General features: G+C 63.3%; 14 protein-coding genes. 7 read left to right on the forward strand and 7 right to left on the reverse strand.

The annotated features are described in order from the left end of the window. Window positions 1–502 (reverse strand): thioredoxin domain-containing protein (locus BGO62_RS07040; RefSeq protein ID WP_296640659.1); only part of this gene is annotated, 502 nt, incomplete at its 3' end. Beyond that, window positions 502–1,464, reverse strand: a complete 963-nt coding sequence (gene pip / locus BGO62_RS07045; protein ID WP_296640660.1) for a prolyl aminopeptidase — start codon at window positions 1,462–1,464, stop codon at window positions 502–504. The genes BGO62_RS07040 and pip, both read right to left, overlap by 1 nt. A gap of 196 nt (window positions 1,465–1,660) precedes the next feature. On the opposite strand from pip, the gene BGO62_RS07050 reads away from it, so the two are divergent. The 4 genes from BGO62_RS07050 to BGO62_RS07065 are packed head-to-tail and all read left to right on the forward strand — an operon-like array spanning window position 1,661 to window position 5,722. Next, complete coding sequence (locus BGO62_RS07050; protein WP_296640664.1) at window positions 1,661–2,050, forward strand: hypothetical protein; 390 nt, start codon at window positions 1,661–1,663, stop codon at window positions 2,048–2,050. A gap of 58 nt (window positions 2,051–2,108) precedes the next feature. Further along, window positions 2,109–3,209 carry an FIST C-terminal domain-containing protein gene (locus tag BGO62_RS07055; protein WP_296640668.1) on the forward strand — a complete coding sequence of 367 codons (1,101 nt, stop codon included), beginning with the start codon at window positions 2,109–2,111 and terminating at the stop codon, window positions 3,207–3,209. Window positions 3,210–3,235: 26 nt separating this feature from the next. Further along, window positions 3,236–3,499, forward strand: coding sequence for a hypothetical protein (locus tag BGO62_RS07060; RefSeq protein WP_296640672.1), 264 nt, complete (start codon window positions 3,236–3,238; stop codon window positions 3,497–3,499). A 15-nt stretch (window positions 3,500–3,514) separates the two neighbouring features. Further along, window positions 3,515–5,722: an EAL domain-containing protein gene (locus tag BGO62_RS07065; RefSeq protein ID WP_296640674.1), complete on the forward strand. Its 2,208-nt coding sequence runs from the start codon at window positions 3,515–3,517 to the stop codon at window positions 5,720–5,722. A 107-nt stretch (window positions 5,723–5,829) separates the two neighbouring features. On the opposite strand, the gene acnA is transcribed toward BGO62_RS07065, so the two are convergent. The 4 genes from acnA to BGO62_RS07085 all read right to left on the reverse strand — a co-directional run bounded on the left by acnA (window position 5,830) and on the right by BGO62_RS07085 (window position 10,755). After that, window positions 5,830–8,487 carry an aconitate hydratase AcnA gene (gene acnA, locus BGO62_RS07070; RefSeq protein WP_296640678.1) on the reverse strand — a complete coding sequence of 886 codons (2,658 nt, stop codon included), beginning with the start codon at window positions 8,485–8,487 and terminating at the stop codon, window positions 5,830–5,832. Window positions 8,488–8,570: 83 nt separating this feature from the next. Further along, a complete protein-coding gene (lysS, locus tag BGO62_RS07075) occupies window positions 8,571–10,073 on the reverse strand; it encodes a lysine--tRNA ligase (protein ID WP_296640682.1) in 1,503 nt (500 codons plus the stop codon). A 23-nt stretch (window positions 10,074–10,096) separates the two neighbouring features. Then, window positions 10,097–10,528: a type II toxin-antitoxin system VapC family toxin gene (locus BGO62_RS07080; protein ID WP_296640684.1), complete on the reverse strand. Its 432-nt coding sequence runs from the start codon at window positions 10,526–10,528 to the stop codon at window positions 10,097–10,099. After that, on the reverse strand, window positions 10,525–10,755 hold the full coding sequence (locus tag BGO62_RS07085; protein WP_296640685.1) for a type II toxin-antitoxin system prevent-host-death family antitoxin: 231 nt from the start codon (window positions 10,753–10,755) through the stop codon (window positions 10,525–10,527). The genes BGO62_RS07080 and BGO62_RS07085 overlap by 4 nt, the downstream gene beginning before the upstream one ends. A 132-nt stretch (window positions 10,756–10,887) precedes the next feature. Here BGO62_RS07085 and recQ point away from each other — a divergent pair, with 132 nt between their 5' ends. The 3 genes from recQ (at window position 10,888) to BGO62_RS07100 (ending at window position 15,761) form a co-directional block, all read left to right on the forward strand. Next, complete coding sequence (recQ, locus tag BGO62_RS07090) at window positions 10,888–12,684, forward strand: DNA helicase RecQ (protein WP_296640686.1); 1,797 nt, start codon at window positions 10,888–10,890, stop codon at window positions 12,682–12,684. 219 nt (window positions 12,685–12,903) lie between these two features. Continuing rightward, window positions 12,904–14,982 carry an ATP-binding protein gene (locus tag BGO62_RS07095; RefSeq protein ID WP_296640687.1) on the forward strand — a complete coding sequence of 693 codons (2,079 nt, stop codon included), beginning with the start codon at window positions 12,904–12,906 and terminating at the stop codon, window positions 14,980–14,982. Window positions 14,983–14,987: 5 nt separating this feature from the next. Next, a complete protein-coding gene (locus tag BGO62_RS07100) occupies window positions 14,988–15,761 on the forward strand; it encodes a hypothetical protein (protein WP_296640689.1) in 774 nt (257 codons plus the stop codon). Here the strand turns inward: BGO62_RS07100 and BGO62_RS07105 are convergent. Next, the coding region (locus BGO62_RS07105) for an IS4 family transposase (protein WP_296640691.1) at window positions 15,749–16,273 on the reverse strand (525 nt) is incomplete at its 5' end. The genes BGO62_RS07100 and BGO62_RS07105 overlap by 13 nt on opposite strands.

A 16,273-nucleotide genomic window follows, 5' to 3' on the forward strand; every position in this document is an offset into this window, starting at 1 on the left:
GTTCGCCTTCGCCCTCGGCCCACAGCAGTTTGGCGAGGTCGCGCGGGATCGCCAGATTGTCGGGTTCGGCCATCGCCGCGTTGGCGAGCAGCATGCGCGCCTGCTGGCTATTGCCCGCCTGCCAGGCCGCCATGCCCAGCGCATGGGCGCGGTTGGCGTCGCCGGCGATGAAGCGGTCGAGCACCTCGCGAAAGCTGCTGTCGGGGTCGGCGCCATGGATGGTGTGGGCGACTTCGCCGCGCCAGAAGAACTTCACCGTCGGCACCGAGTTGACGCCGAAGCGCCGCGCCAGCTCGGGCAGCTCCTCTGCGTTCAGCATGACGAGCAGGAACTTGCCGCCGTATTCGGCGGCGAGCTTGACCAGGCGCGGCATCAGGATGAAGCAGGGACCGGCCTTGGGGGTCCAGAAGTGCACCAGCACCGGACCCTTGTGCGAGTTTTCCAGCACCAGCCGGTTGAAGTTCTCGGCGCTGGCATCGAAGACATAGGGCGACAGGGCCATCAGTCGAAGGCTCCGCTCTGGGCAAAACGGTCGCACGCGGCGACGAGTTCGCGGCTGATGCCCGGCTCGAAAGCCGAGTGGCCGGCATCCGCCACGATCACATAGCGGGCCTCGGGCCAGGCGCGCGCCAGTTCGTCGGCCGAAACGATCGGGCAGACGGCGTCGTAGCGTCCCTGCACGATGACGGCGGGAATGGCGCGCAATCGCCCGACGTTGGCGAGCAGGCTGTTGTCGGGCAGGAAGATGTCATTCGCGAAATAGTGCGCCTCGATCCTTGCAAGCGAAAGCGCGGTCTTGTCGCGGCCGAACGCGGCGACGAGTTCCGCGCTGGGCAGCAGGGTCGAGCAGGACGCCTCGAAGGTGGCCCACTCATGGGCAGCCGGCTGGTGCACGGCCGGGTCCGGATCGAGCAGGCGGCGGTGATAGGCGCCGAGCAGGTCGTGGCGCTCGGTTTCGGGGATGAACTCCGCGAGCTTGCGCTGCGCCTCGGGAAAGAAGGCGCGGATGCCCTTGAGAAACCAGTCGATCTCGCTCTTGCGGCACAGGAAGATCCCGCGCAGCACCAGCCCGCGGCAGCGTTCCGGGTGGGCCTCGGCGTAGGCCAGTGCCAGGGTCGATCCCCATGAGCCGCCGAAAACCAGCCAGCTGTCGATGCCGAGTTCGACGCGCAGCGCTTCCATGTCGGCGATCAGGTGCGGCGTGGTGTTGTCGGCGAGCTCGCCATGCGGGGTCGAGCGGCCGCAGCCGCGCTGGTCGAACAGGACGATGCGGTAGCGGGCCGGATCGAAGAAGCGCCGCTGGTTGGGCGAGGTGCCGGAGCCGGGGCCGCCGTGCACGAACAATACCGGGATGCCGTCCGGGTTGCCGGAGGTTTCCCAGTAGATGCGGTGGACGCCGGCGGTTTCCAGCATGCCGCTGGCGTAGGGGGTGAGCGGCGGATAGAGCGGAGCGGTATCTGGCATGGGAGGGCCTTGGGTCGACAGCCCGCATCATATCGCCTGGCCCGTGGGCGTGAACAGGCGAGGGTGGGCAGCGCGGCGGACCGGGGCCAGTATCGACAGGCGCGTGCGGGGACCGTATGCTTCCGGTGCGCAAGAAATGCGCCAACGGGACGGAATATCCCGTTGCCAACCATAATCGATACGAGGAGAGTTGTTCATGAGTCATGCCGTCAAGGTCGCCCTGCTGGGCCTGGGGGAGGTCGGAGAAAAGTTTGCCGAGCATTTTCTGGAGAAGATCCAGGAAGACGGCGTCAACGTGGAAATCGTTGCCGTTGCGCATCGCAATCTGGAGTCGCCCGTCGCGCTGGGCTTTGCCCACAGCAAGGTGCCGGTGTTCAAGGATGCGATGGAGGTGGTCTCGATGGGCGCCAAGGTCGACATCATTTTCGACCTGACCGGCGACCCCGAATTGCGCAAGAAACTGCGGGCCGCGCTGCAGGAAACCCATAACCAGCACACCGTGATCGCCCCCGAAGTGGTCGCCCATCTGCTGTGGAATTTCTTCGGCGAAGGCGAATTGCCGCGCAGCAGCCAGACGGGCTACTGAGCATCGGCAGGCCGCGGCCGCCAGCGGCCAGGCCTGCTGCGACCGCCGTTCAACCGACATGACTTCCCCTTTCAAATTCGCCCACGCTGCGCACGCCGACTGGACACATGCCGCGCAGGACTGCATGGGCCAGCTGGGCGCAATTCCCTCCACGGCGACGCTGGGATTTCTGTATGTATCGGATGCCTTCGCCGGCGAGCTCGCCGCAATCCTGGCGTTTTTCAGGAGCGCGACCGGGGTGACGCACTGGACCGGCAGCGTGGGCGTGGGGGTCTGCGCCACAGGCGTGGAATACCTGGAACAGCCGGCAATGGCGGTGATGCTGGGTGAGTTCGCGCCGGCTGACTTCCGCATGCTGCCGGTGTTGCGCACGCTGCAGGACGTCGCTGCGCAGCCGTCGGATGCGTATGTCGCGATGGTGCATGGCGACCCGGAGAACGCGCATATTCAGGAGCTGATCGAGCGCCTCTCCGAGCACGTGTCGGGCAGTTTTGTCGTCGGCGGGCTGTCGAGCTCGCGCGGCGAGACCGCTCAGATCAGCGATGGTGTGGTGAGCGGCGGCCTGTCCGGGGTGCTGTTCGGTGAACGGGTGAAGCTGGCGACACGGCTGACGCAAGGCATTTCGCCGCTGGGGCCGCGCCATCGCATCACCACCGCCAGCAAGAACATCGTCGGCAGCCTGGATGAGCGCCCGGCGCTGGAGGTGATGAAGGAAGAGATCGGCGAAGTGCTGGCGCACGACCTGCGGCGTGCGGCCGGCTATATCTTTGTCGGCCTGCCGGTGCGCGGATCGGATACCGGCGATTATCTGGTGCGCAATATTCTCGGCGTCGATCCGCAGAACCACCTGGTGGCGGTCAGCGAAACCGTCGAGCCGGGAGATGAGCTGCTGTTCTGCCGCCGCGACCGGCAAACGGCCGAAGACGACCTGTTGCGGATGCTGACAGCCATCGGGGCGCAACTGGGCTCGCCGATCCGGGGCGGCGTGTATTATTCCTGCCTGGGGCGCGGCCGGCACATGTTCGGCGCGCCGAACCGGGAAATGGAACTGATTCGCGCCACCCTCGGGGATTTTCCGCTGGTGGGATTTTTCGCCAACGGTGAAATTTTCCGCGACCGCCTCTATGGCTACACCGGAGTGTTAACTCTGTTTGGCTGACCCAAGTAGTAAACACGGAGACAAGCATGACCCTGCACGCCATGAAAGAAGACGAAGTCCGCCTGTTGCGCGGCGAAATCGAAATGCTGATGAACGAGCGCCGCCAGCTGTTGCAGGTGACGGGGGCGGCGGCGGTGTTCGTGGCCAATCTCGACACCGACAGCCTGCCCGACGAAGCCGACACCATCGATGCGGCCGAAATGCTGGCGGAGCAGCTCAACGGACTGTCCGAGGAAACCCTCAAGGACGCGCTGGAGTCGGTGCGCGCCGAACTCGATCCCGTGCCGTAGACAGGCTTCCGCGCCTTGGCTCGTCTGCCGCTGCCGGGCTTCGCCGAGGTCAGGCGCTTTGCGCTGATCGCCGGACTGACGGCGCTGGCGTATGCGCTGGCAGGCTGGCTCAGCCTCAAGCTTGCGGCTTATGTTGCCGACGTGGTCGCCGCCGTCTGGCTGGCGGCCGGCGTCGGCGCCATGGCGAGCCTGCGCTTTGGCGCGGCCGGTGTGGCGGGGGCGGCACTGGGATCGTTCGCGATCAACAGCCAGATCCTGCCGCCGGACGCGGCATTCCGCTTTGCGCTCGGCGCGGCTGCGGAAGCGTGGATCATCGGATATCTGCCGCGTTACCTGCAGCCTTTCAGCGCCACCCTCGATTACGTCTCCAGCGTCGCCAAGTTTGCGCTGGTGGCCGCCCCGCTGGGCTGTGCGATGAGCGCGCTGACGGGCGTGCTCAGCCTGTACTTCTTTGCCGACCTGCCGGCCGGCACGGTATTGCAGGGCTTGTGGGTAGGGTGGCTGGGCGATCTGCTGGGGGTGTATCTGATCGCACCGCTGCTGCTGACGGCGGCACGCTGGGATTTGCTGCCGACCAACAGGGGCGCGCGGCTGGAAGGCCTGGCACTGATGCTCGGCATGCTGGTGCTGACGCTGGCGATGATGGAGTATGTCGAGCCCTTGCGGCCCGCCGAAATCGTCCTGTTCGTGATGATGCCGGCAGTGCTGTGGGCCGCGCTGCGGTTTTCGGTGACCGGCGCCAGCCTGGCGATTTTCCTGTCGGCGCTCATCGTGCTGGGCGTGGCGGTTGCCTCCTACGGCGGACTCGCGGGCGCCGCGAGTCCGCGCGATGTATTCGCGCTGCAGGTCAGCATGATGACCATGGCGCTGGGCGGCCTGTTCGTGTCGGCCGCGCTGGCCGAGCGCCGCTATTCCGAAATGCGGCTCGACATGCTGGCCAATCACGACCCGCTCACCGGCCTGCCCAATCGCTCGTATTTCCAGGATTTCCTCGGTCATGCGCTGGCGCGCGCGCAGCGTGAGAAATCCCAGGTTTCGCTGCTGTTCATCGACCTCGACCGCTTCAAGCACATCAACGACTCGCAGGGCCACGAAGTGGGCGATCAGGTGCTGCGCATCGTCGCCAACCGGCTGGACGAACAGCTGCGTGCCGACGACTTCGTCGCCCGCCTGGGCGGCGACGAATTCGCCGTCATCCTGACCCATGCGCCGGCCTCGCGGACGGCCAGCCGGGTGGCGCACAAGCTGCTTCAGGCGCTGGCCGAGCCCTTCAGGCTGGCGCAGCGGCGTTACGCCATCGGCGCCAGCATCGGCATCAGCGTGTATCCGGACGACGGCCTCGACGCCCATACCCTGCTGCGTCAGGCCGATCTGGCGATGTACCAGGCCAAGCATCGCCGCAGCGGCTTCGAGTACTTCAGCGACGAATTGAATACGGTGGCGCAGCAGTTGCAGACGCTGGAAAGCGGCTTGCGCCAGGCGCTCGAGCGCGACGAACTGGCGCTGCTCTACCAGCCCAAGGTCGATCTCGCCAGCGGCCGGGTGGTGGGGCTGGAGGCGCTGGTTCGCTGGCTTCCCGGCACGGGCGCCAGCGTCGGCTCCGAACAGTTGATCCCGGTGGCCGAGGAAACCGGCCTGATCGTCCCGCTGGGCCGCTGGGTCGTGCGGGCGGCGTGCGAACAGTGGATCGCCTGGCGCGATGCCGGATGCGACCCGCCGCCGGTGGCCGTCAACCTGTCGCCGCGGCAGTTTTCCGATGCGCACCTGATCGACGATATCGATGCCATCCTGCAGGAAACCGGAATGGACCCTGCGCATTTGCAGCTGGAAGTGACCGAGAGCGCGGCGATGGATAATCCCGTGCGCAGCTTCGGCATGCTGGAGGCGCTGCGCCAGCGTGGGCTGCACGTTTACATCGACGATTTCGGCACGGGGTATTCCAACCTCGGCCAGTTGAAGCGCATGCCGATCGATGCGCTGAAAATCGACAGGAGCTTCGTCAGCGATGTGCTGACCGACAGCGACGACGCCGAAATCGTCAACGCCATCATCCGTCTGGCGCACGCCTTGAAGCTGCGCGTGGTGGCCGAAGGGGTCGAGCTGGCCGATCAGGTGGCGTTTTTGCGGCAGAACGGCTGCGACGAAATTCAGGGTTATATCGTCAGCAAGCCGCTGGCGTCCGCCAGGATCGGCGAACTGTTTGCGCGGCGTTTCACCTTCTGACCCATTCCAGGCATGAGCCTGGGGCCGCGGCATTCAGCGCGGAACAATACGGAGGCCGGCCCGCCGGGAACCGTATTGCGCGAATGGCGAGGCTGCCCGCCCGGGGGTCAGCTCACCAGCTGGCCCAGCACGAACGGCAGGATTCCGCCCTTGTTGTAGTACTCGACCTCGATCGGCGTATCGATGCGCAGCTTGAGGGCGACGCGTTCGGTTTCGCCGGTGGCGCGGTGGATCACCAGCGTGACGTCCTGTTGCGGGGCGATGCCGGCTTCGGTGCCTTCGAGGTCGAAGGTTTCGCTGCCGTCGAGTTTCAGGGTGGCCGCATCGACGCCGTCCTTGAACTGGCAGGGCAGCACGCCCATGCCGGCGAGGTTGGCGCGGTGGATGCGCTCGAAGCTCTTGGCGACGACCGCCTTCACGCCGAGCAGCGTGGTGCCCTTGGCCGCCCAGTCGCGCGACGAGCCGGTGCCGTATTCCTCGCCGGCGAAGATCATCAGCGGCATGCCGTCGCGCTGATATTCCATGGCGGCGTCGTAGATCGGCTTCTGCTCGCCGTCCTTCAGGGTGATACCGCCCTCGCTGCCGGGGATCATCAGGTTCTTGATGCGCACGTTGGCGAAGGTGCCGCGCATCATCACTTCATGGTTGCCGCGGCGCGCGCCGTAGCTGTTGAAGTCGGCCTTCTGCACGCCGTGTTCGGTGAGGTAGAGGCCGGCCGGCGAGGTCGGCTTGATGCCGCCGGCCGGGCTGATGTGGTCGGTGGTGACCGAGTCGCCGAAGATCGCCAGCGCGCGCGCGCCCTTGATCGCGGGAGCGGCGGCCTTGCCGCCGACAAAGAAGGGCGGCTCCTGGATGTAGGTGGAAGCGGCATCCCATGCATAGACGGCGCCGGCTGGCGCCGGCACGCCGTCCCACAGCGGGTTGCCGGCGCCGACGTCGGCGTAGTTCTTGTAGGCGCCGGCATCGGTGGAATGGTGCAGCAGCGCGGCGATTTCGTCGTTGCCCGGCCAGATGTCCTTCAGGTACACCGGGCCGTTCTTGCCGGCGCCGATCGGTTCCTTCTCGACATCGAACGGCACCCGCCCGGCCAGCGCGAACGCCACCACCAGCGGCGGCGACATCAGGAAGTTGGCCTTGACGTTCTGGTGCACCCGCGCCTCGAAGTTGCGGTTGCCCGATAGCACCGAGCAGGCGACCAGGTCGTTGTCGAGCACGGTCTTCTCGATCGCTTCCGGCAGCGGGCCGGAGTTGCCGATGCAGGTGGTGCAGCCGTAACCGACGACCGAGAAGCCCAGCTGTTCGAGATAGGTCAGCAGGCCGGCCGCCTTGAGATATTCGGTTACCGCGCGCGAGCCGGGGCCCATGCTGGTCTTGACGTGGGACGGGGTGTAGAGGCCGAGCTCGACCGCCTTCTTCGCCAGCAGGCCGGCGGCGATCATCACGCCGGGGTTGGAGGTGTTGGTGCAGGAGGTGATCGCCGCGATGACCACGCTGCCGTGGCGCAGCTCGCCGCCGCCTTCGACCGTGTAGGTGCGGCGCAGGTCTTCCGCGGTCTTGCCGTAGCCGCCGTCTTCCCGCGGCTTTTGCATCAGCGTGTCGAAAGTCGTCTCGATCGCGGACAGCGGAATGCGGTCCTGCGGCCGCTTGGGGCCGGCGATCGAAGGCTCGACCGTGGAGAGGTCGAGGTCGAGCGTCTGCGAGTAGTCGATCTCGCCCGCCTTGGGGATGCCGAAGAGGTTCTGCGCCTGGTAGTAGGCGCGGATCAGGTCGACCTGCGCGGCGTTGCGGCCGGTCGCGGCGAAGTACTGGCAAGTCGCCCCGTCGACCGGGAAGAAGCCCATGGTCGCGCCGTATTCCGGCGCCATGTTGGCGATGGTTGCGCGGTCGGTCACCGGCAGCGCGGCGGCGCCTTCGCCGAAGAACTCGACGAACTTGCCGACGACCTTGGCGCGGCGCAGCATCTCGGTGACGGTCAGCACCACGTCGGTGGCGGTGACGCCCGGCTTGACGCTGCCGGTGAGGTTGACGCCGACGACGTCGGGGGTGAGGAAATACACCGGCTGGCCCAGCATCGCGGCTTCCGCCTCGATGCCGCCGACGCCCCAGGCGACCACGCCGAGGCCGTTGATCATGGTGGTGTGGGAATCCGTGCCCACCAGCGTGTCGGGATAGGCCATGCCATCCTTTTCCATCACGCCGCGCGCCAGGTATTCCATGTTCACCTGATGCACGATGCCGACGCCGGGCGGCACCACCTTGAAGGTGTCGAAGGCCTGCATGCCCCACTTGAGGAACTGGTAGCGCTCGAGGTTGCGCTCGAACTCGATTTTCATGTTGAGGTCGAGCGCGTCAGGGGTGCCGAATTTGTCGACCTGAATGGAGTGGTCGACCACCATGTCGACCGGCACCAGCGGCTCGATCTTCTTCGGATCCTTGCCGATTTTCTGCGCAGCGGAGCGCATCGCCGCGAGGTCGGCCAGGAGCGGCACGCCGGTGAAGTCCTGCAGGATCACGCGCGCCACGGTGAAGGGAATTTCCTCGGTGCGTTCGGCGTTCGGCTTCCAGCCGGCCAGCTGTTTCACATGCTCTGGCGTTACCTTCACCCCGTCGCAGTTTCTCAGCACCGACTCCAGCACGACGCGGATCGACACCGGCAGCCGTGCCAGCGAAACGCCGAGCGCGGTTTCGAGCTTCTTCAGCGAGGCGAAGCGGTGATTGCCGGTGCCGGTGGAAAAGGAATCGTGGGTGTTGAAGGCGTCGGTCATGATGGTGTGGCCTGAAGAATGGATAGACGTATGGGGTCGATTTGAGTGAGAGGAGTCAGCCTTCGCGGGCATCCGCGGGCCGATTAACTTTCCCGCCGCATCTGCGGAAACAGGATGACGTCGCGGATGCTCGGCGAATCGGTCAGCAGCATTACCAGCCGGTCGATGCCGATGCCGCAGCCGCCGGTGGGCGGCAGGCCGTGTTCCAGCGCGCGGATGAAGTCGGCGTCGTAGTGCATCGCTTCCTCGTCGCCGGCTTCCTTCTGCCGCACCTGTTCCATGAAGCGCTCGGCCTGGTCCTCGGCGTCGTTCAGCTCGGAGAAACCGTTGGCCATTTCGCGACCGGTGATGAACAGCTCGAAGCGTTCGGTGATGTCGGGCTGGGAATCGGAGCGGCGTGCCAGCGGCGAGACTTCGGCCGGGTAGTCGATGATGAAGGTGGGCTGGATCAGGAGCGCCTCCGTGGTCTCCTCGAAGAAGGACAGCTGCAGGCCGCCGATGCCGTCCTGCGGCTTGTACTTGGCTTTCATCGCGGTGAACTGCGCGATCAGCCAGTCGCGGTCGTTCAGTTGTTCGACCGTGTACTGGGGATTGTATTTGCGGATCGCCTCGACGATGGTGAGGCGGTCGAACGGCTTGCCGAGTTCGATTTCGTTGCCCTGGTAGACGACCGTGGTGGAGCCGGTGGCGGCGACCGCGGTGTGGCGGATTAGCGCCTCGGTGTAGTCCATCAGGTAGCGGTATTCGCGGTAGGCCTCGTAGAACTCCATCATGGTGAACTCGGGGTTGTGCCGCGTGGAAAGCCCTTCGTTGCGGAAGTTGCGGTTGATCTCGAACACCTTCTCGAAGCCGCCGACCACCAGCCGCTTCAGGTACAGCTCGGGCGCGATGCGCAGGAACAGCTCCATGTCGAGCGCGTTGTGATGGGTGGCAAACGGCTTCGCCGCGGCGCCGCCGGGGATGGGATGCATCATCGGCGTCTCGACTTCGAGGAAGCCGTGGCCGGTCATGAACTCGCGGATCGCCTGGATGATCTTCGAGCGGCGCATGAAGGTCTTGCGCGCGTCGTCGTTGGTGATGAGGTCGAGGTAGCGCTGGCGGTATTTCTGCTCCTGGTCGGCAAGGCCGTGGAATTTTTCCGGCAGCGGCCGCAGCGCCTTGGAGAGCAGGCGGATCGACTTGGCCTGGATGGTCAGCTCGCCCTTGTTGGTCTTGAACAGGGTGCCGGCGACGCCGATGAAATCGCCCAAGTCCCAGTGCTTGAAGGCCTCGTGTGCGTCGGTGCCGGTGAGGTCGTTCGACACGTAGACCTGGATGCGTCCGCTCATGTCCTGCAGGGTGGCGAAGCTCGCCTTGCCCATCACCCGCTTCAGCATCATGCGGCCGGCCAGCTGCACCTCGACGCCCTCGGCCTCCAGCGTCTCCTTGCTCTTCTCGCCATGGGCGGCGGCCAGCTTGCCGGCGTAGTCGCGGCGCTCGAAGTCGTTGGGGAAGGCGATGCCCGTCTCGCGGATCGCGGCGAGCTTGGCGCGGCGCTCGGCGATGATCTGGTTTTCGTCGAGGGCGGGGGCGGTGGTTTCGGTCATGATGCCAATTCGATAAAAGGGGGTTAGTAAAAAATGGCGACGGGAAGGCCAAGTGCTTTGGCCGCCTCGGCTTGATGCTTGTCGGCGGTGGCGAAACTGCTTGCGCCGAAATGACGGGCGTAAGCCAGGTGCAGCGCATCCAGCGCGCGCAGGGGCAATTCCGGAACCAGGTCGATCAGTTGCCGCGCCTCAAGGAACAGGCTGGGCGCGTCCTGCTGGATGCGCCAGGAATTGGCTTGTACGTCGCGGTCAAATTCAGCGAGGGCAACGCGCTCAAGCGGCAGGTCGATCTGCTGGGCGCGGCGCCGGCGGGCCAGCACGCAGCGGAATTCCACCAGGGTGAGCGGGCTGGTCACGACCTCATCCTGGGCATCGGCCCAGTCGAGCACGTCCAGCGAGCGCGGCTCGCGGATATAGCATTTGGCCAGCGCGCTGGTGTCGATATAGGCGCTCAAACGCGATCCTCGCGCTCTTCCGCCAGCAGATCCTCGCTGGGAACCGTTTGCATGGGCTGGCTTTCGAGAAAGGCGCGCAACGAACGGACCCGGCGCCTGGGTTCCACCGGCAAAATCCGCGCCACCGGCTCGCCATGCTTCACCACCAGCACTTCGTCGCTGTCGGCGAACATCTGGTCGGGGTGCGACAGGCCTTCGCGGGCTTCGCGGACGGTCAGGGTTTTCATCGAGCGCTCCAGGAGCAAAACGTGACACAATTATAGCCGATGTGACACCGCGATTTTCCCCCTGAAGTAGCCAAATCAGCCCGCTTTCATCCGGATAATCTGACCCCAACCCGCGCCCGCTGCCGTTTTCCCATGCCCGACACCCCCTTAAGCCTGCTCCACCGCGTTTTCGGCTACCCCGCGTTCCGCGGCGAACAGGCGGCCATCGTCGACACCGTCGCGGCGGGCGGCGACGCGCTGGTGCTGATGCCGACCGGCGGCGGCAAGTCGCTGTGCTACCAGATTCCGGCGCTGCTGCGCGAGGGCTGCGCGGTGGTGGTGTCGCCGCTGATCGCGCTGATGCAGGACCAGGTCGCGGCGCTGCAGGAACTCGGCATCGCAGCGGCGTTTCTCAATTCGAGCCTCGACGGCGCAGCGGCGATGCAGGTCGAGCGCGAATTTGCCACCGGGCAACTCAAGCTCTTGTACGTTGCCCCGGAACGCCTGCTGACGCCGCGTTTCCAGAGCCTGCTCGACGACGCCCGCGTGTCGCTGTTCGCCATCGACGAGGCGCACTGCGTGTCGCAGTGGGGGCACGACTTCCGCCCGGAATACCTTGGCCTGTCGGCGCTGCACGAGCGCTTTCCCGAGGTGCCGCGGATTGCCTTGACCGCCACCGCCGACGCCGCCACCCGCGCCGAAATCCTGCAGCGTCTGGATCTTGGCGCCGCGCGCGTCTTTGTCGCCAGCTTCGACCGCCCCAACATCCGCTACCGCATCAGCGAAAAAACCGAGCCGCGCCGCCAGCTGCTGGATTTCCTCGGTGAACATAAGGGCGAGGCGGGCATCGTCTACTGCAGCACGCGCAAGAAAGTCGAGGAAACCGCCGACGCGCTCGTGCAGGCCGGCCTCACCGCGCTGGCGTATCACGGCGGCATGGACAACGACACCCGCCGCCGTCACCAGGAAAGATTCCTGCGCGAGGACGGCGTCGTCATGGTCGCCACGCTCGCCTTCGGCATGGGCATCGACAAGCCCGACGTGCGCTTCGTCGCGCACCTCGACCTGCCGCGCTCGGTCGAGGGCTACTACCAGGAAACCGGCCGCGCAGGGCGCGACGGCGAGCCGGCCGAGGCATGGATGGCGTGGGGGCTGCAGGACGTCGTCACGCAGCGTCGCTTCATCGACGAGGGCGAGGCCGAAGACGCGCACAAGCGCATCGGCCACGCCAAGCTCGATGCCCTGGTCGGCTTGTGCGAAGCGGCGAGCTGCCGCCGCGTCGCGCTGCTCGCCTACTTCGGCGAAACCAGCCAGCCCTGCGGCAACTGCGACGTCTGCCTCAACCCACCCACGCTGTGGGACGGCACCGAGGCCGCGCAGAAGTTGTTGTCCACCGTCTACCGCACCGGCCAGCGCTTCGGCGCCGGCCACGTCATCGACGTGCTGCTCGGCAAGGCCACCGAGAAAATCGACCGCTTCGGCCACAGCCAGTTGAGCGTGTTCGGCATCGGCGCCAGCCAGACCGACAAGGTCTGGCGCGCCGTGCTGCGCCAGCTCGTCGTGCGCGGGCTGCTGGAGGTCGACCACAGCGCCTACGGCGCGCTCAAGCTCACCCAGGCCGCCAGGCCGGTGCTGAAGGGCGAGGAAACCGTGATGCTGCGCGCCATCGAAGCGCGGCCGGCGCGCAAGAAATCGCGCCTCGCCCCCAGCTCCGGAACCGGCGTCCACGACGACGAAGATCCCCTGTTCCTGTCCCTGCGCGCCTGGCGCCGCGAAACCGCCAACGAAAAGGGCGTGCCCGCCTACGTCATCCTGCACGACGCCACCCTGCGCGAGATCGCCGCGCGCCGCCCTGCCACGCTGGCGGAGCTGGGCGAGATATCGGGGCTGGGGACGAAGAAGCTGGAAGCCTACGGTGAGGGCGTGCTGGCGGTGGTGGCGGAGGGTTGAGTCACACGTATTCGATTGTCGTGACCGATACAAAACGCGCTAAGACACGCGTTTGGTCATTTTCTATCTAGTGCCCCATACGTAGGGTTATAGTTGGCGGATTCCGCCAAGCCCAATCAGGATCTCGCTGTGTCAACAAACACAACAGAAAGCGTCCCACTCCGCGTTCGCAGCCACATACTTAGACTTTTGGGCGACCAACTTGTTGGCCATGACAGGTTGGCCATATTTGAATTGGTCAAGAATGCTTATGACGCTGATGCTGAGGATGTCGGCGTCTTGGTCGATCTGCGTGCCAACAAGATCGTCATCCGTGATGATGGATGTGGGATGACTGCTGATATCGTCAAAAATCATTGGCTCGATATCGGTACGGACTCCAAACGCGGCCGGAATCGGATGCGAAGCAAAAAATTCTTTCGCATGCCATTGGGTGAAAAGGGCGTGGGGCGTCTAGCTGTTCAGAAATTGGGGAGCGGATTTCGGATGGTAACGCGCTCAGAAGGTGCTCCAGAGATACTTGTGGAACTGGGCTGGAAAGATCTGATCGACTCTTCTGATTATGTCGATGGTGGACTACAGGTACAGGTCACAGAGCGCGCAGATGCAATTGATTTTCCCGGCGATCAACATGGGACACTCATTGAGATATCCGGACTGACCCGCAAGGAATGGGCGAGAAAAGATCTACGTGATCTCAAAAGATTGGTGGTCTCGCTGGAAAGCCCGTTCCAGACGAATGACTCCTTCCGCGTCACACTCGAAATACCCGGGCGCGAGAAGGATATCGACGACGTTCCGGATCTGAAGGAGCTTCTCCGGCGGTCAATTTGGGTCTACGAATTTGAGTTGTCCGAAGATGGATTCACTTGGAAATATGATTTCACTCCCCCAAAGCTCAAAGGGCTGAAAGCAAGGGAAGAGAGCTCCCCCTCACCAGGATTGCTCGAATGGTCGGATGAAGCGTACCGCGAGGCCAAAGGAAAGGCCAAGACGGCCAATGATGCCCCGATCTTCATCGATCCCCAAACCGCGTTAACGGGTATCGGGGCGATCAAGGGTCGGCTTCATGTCTTCTATCGTCGAGATGAGATCATGCGATTGATGGGTAGTGACATCCGTCAGACCAAGCAGTGGCTGAAGGATCAGGCTGGAGTCCGAGTCTTCAGGGACGGAATCCGGGTCTACAACTACGGCGAGCCAGAGGATGATTGGCTTGGGCTGAATGCACGACGGATCAACAAACCGGCCGAAAGGATTGGCACAAGTCAGCTCGTCGCCGCATTCGAGCTTGACCTTTCGAACAGTAGCGGACTTCAAGAAAAGACCAACCGGGAAGGCTTCAACGAGGATGAGGCTTTCTCCCGATTCCGCCAGATTTCGTTGAGCGTAATCCAGCACTTCGAGAAACTGCATGAGCCTGATCGCAAAGCCATCGATACCGCCTTGAGAGACGACGGGACCCAGGTCGGTTCGACGATCAAATTGCAGGAAGCAATCGATGGCTTGAAAGGCGTGTGCGATAAGGACAAGGAACTGTCGAAGACGCTTACACCTTATGTGAAAGCAATTGAAAAGGAAGTAGAGCAGGTCCGGACCGTCATGCTCAATGCGGGTATGGCAGGGATGGGCTTGGCCTTGGTATTCCATGAGATCGACCGTTCAATCCGCACACTGACCTCATTGGCTGAGAAAGGGGCTTCTCCGGAGCGCTTGCGCAGTGGACTCGGCGACCTCCGAAAGATGCTGGATTCGATCTCTGTACTCCTGCGCCAAGGTAAGGCACGCAAGTTGTCGATGCGTGAACTGGTCAAACAGGCTATCGAGCTGAATGAAGTCCGATTCGAATTCCACGGCGTCATAGTGTCTGCACCGATCGTCACCGGAGAAAGTCCTGACTTCTTTGTCACGGCGCCACAGCACCTCGTATTGAGTGCGCTGAATAACATCATAGACAACGCAATCTACTGGACGGGATACAGACATCAACGCGACAAGGATCCTGAACACAAGCCTGCCTTGCTGATCAAGAGCGCTTGGTCGGAAGATGAAGGCGGAGCGATTGTTGTTGTGGATAACGGAACGGGGTTTTCTGTGAGCGTAGCTGATGCGGTTCAACCGTTTGTCACCAAACGAGTGGGAGGCATGGGGTTGGGGTTGTACTACTGCCAGTTGGTCATGGACAACATCGGTGGAAGCTTGCAATTGCTCTCGGCTGGCGATGCCCGCGACTTCGTTGATATTCCCACAGCGTTCGATGGCGCTGCGGTAGTAATGCATTTCAAAGGTGAGGGCTGAACACTGTGATTGATCATTCTTGCCCGGTGATTGTTCTGGACGACGTCAAACAGGAGCTCTGGCAAATTTCGCATGGCTTGGGTGTGTGCGGACTTCCGATCATGTCTCACTTGATCATTGATGGGAAGCTTGAACGAGAACCAACGAATCCGTATGAAGGTGTTCGGATACTGTTCACAGACCTGCATGTGCTCGGTCCCACACAAAACAAACCGGAGCTATATGTATCGGCGCTAGTGAAGTTCATTCGACAGCTGATCAGTCCATCGACATATTTGATTGTTTTCTGGTCTGCATTTCCTGATGAGGCTGAAGAAGCCTGGAGTCTTCTGGTTTCAAGGCTGAAAACCGCAAAGGCGGATAATCTAATCCCGTTTGCTTATAGGGTATTGGATAAGACCGAAGTAAAGGATATATCGGATGAAGATGAAAATATCGCCGCCAAAGCGACTGAAAGCGTAAAGAAAAGCATCGCAGCGATATTTGATGATTTCCCGCAGCTGAAGTCTTTCATGCATTGGGAGTCGTGTGCTTCACGGGCCGCTGCAGCCACAAGCAATGAACTGATCGGCAAATTGAATAAGGGAGGCATCCCATTTACAGACGGCGGAGCGATCAAGACAACCCTGAAAAGAATGTCTCAGGAGGCTCTTGGTTATCCGCATGCGCCTAATGCTCCAACCAAGGGTGTTTATCAGGCGTTGATACCTATTACTCAAGATTGGTTAAACAGGGAGGGCACAAAAGGCATTCCATTACACACAACTCATAGTGCATGAGCCTCGCGAGCGAATCTGATTCCTGCGGCGAAATCCATGACGCGCTGGAGGCCAAGCCAAATGGTCTTCACGCCCGGCTCGCCGTCGCCCTTGCGCGCCAGGAAACCGCCGAGCATCGCCACCAGGCGCACCAGTTCGTTGAGTTTGGGTGGTGTCTTCGGCACCTTCTTCCGATTCAGGATATAGGCCGCCTGCCATTCATCCTGCTCGAACAGCAAGGCCGCATCCAGATCGGGGCAGGTACGCCCCAGGCGCATGAGCCGGGCAATCCGCCAGGCCACCACCATGAACAGCGCCAGGGCGCGTTCCAGACGTTCCACCGTGCTCAACTGCAAAGCCTCCACGCGGCAGCCGTTCTTGAGGACATGGAAGAACAATTCGATCTCCCAGCGCGCCCGGTACCAGTCGATCAATTCGGTGGCCGCTTCGAAGCTGTCGATCGGCCGATTGGTCAACAGCCGCCATTCCACCGGCTTCACGCCATGGGGAGCGCCTTCTTCCCGTGCCACCAG

This window comes from Thiobacillus sp. 65-1402, from assembly GCF_001897685.1.
Lineage (GTDB): Bacteria > Pseudomonadota > Gammaproteobacteria > Burkholderiales > Thiobacillaceae > Thiobacillus.

What these genes read in the sequence shown, in the direction of transcription:
- pip (WP_296640660.1), bottom strand. Translation starts at nt 1,464, where the DNA reads ATGCCAGATACCGCTCCGCTCTATCCGCCGCTCACCCCCTACGCCAGC.
- BGO62_RS07050 (WP_296640664.1), top strand. Translation starts at nt 1,661, where the DNA reads ATGAGTCATGCCGTCAAGGTCGCCCTGCTGGGCCTGGGGGAGGTCGGA.
- BGO62_RS07055 (WP_296640668.1), top strand. Translation starts at nt 2,109, where the DNA reads ATGACTTCCCCTTTCAAATTCGCCCACGCTGCGCACGCCGACTGGACA.
- BGO62_RS07060 (WP_296640672.1), top strand. Translation starts at nt 3,236, where the DNA reads ATGACCCTGCACGCCATGAAAGAAGACGAAGTCCGCCTGTTGCGCGGC.
- acnA (WP_296640678.1), bottom strand. Translation starts at nt 8,487, where the DNA reads ATGACCGACGCCTTCAACACCCACGATTCCTTTTCCACCGGCACCGGC.
- lysS (WP_296640682.1), bottom strand. Translation starts at nt 10,073, where the DNA reads ATGACCGAAACCACCGCCCCCGCCCTCGACGAAAACCAGATCATCGCC.
- BGO62_RS07085 (WP_296640685.1), bottom strand. Translation starts at nt 10,755, where the DNA reads ATGAAAACCCTGACCGTCCGCGAAGCCCGCGAAGGCCTGTCGCACCCC.
- recQ (WP_296640686.1), top strand. Translation starts at nt 10,888, where the DNA reads ATGCCCGACACCCCCTTAAGCCTGCTCCACCGCGTTTTCGGCTACCCC.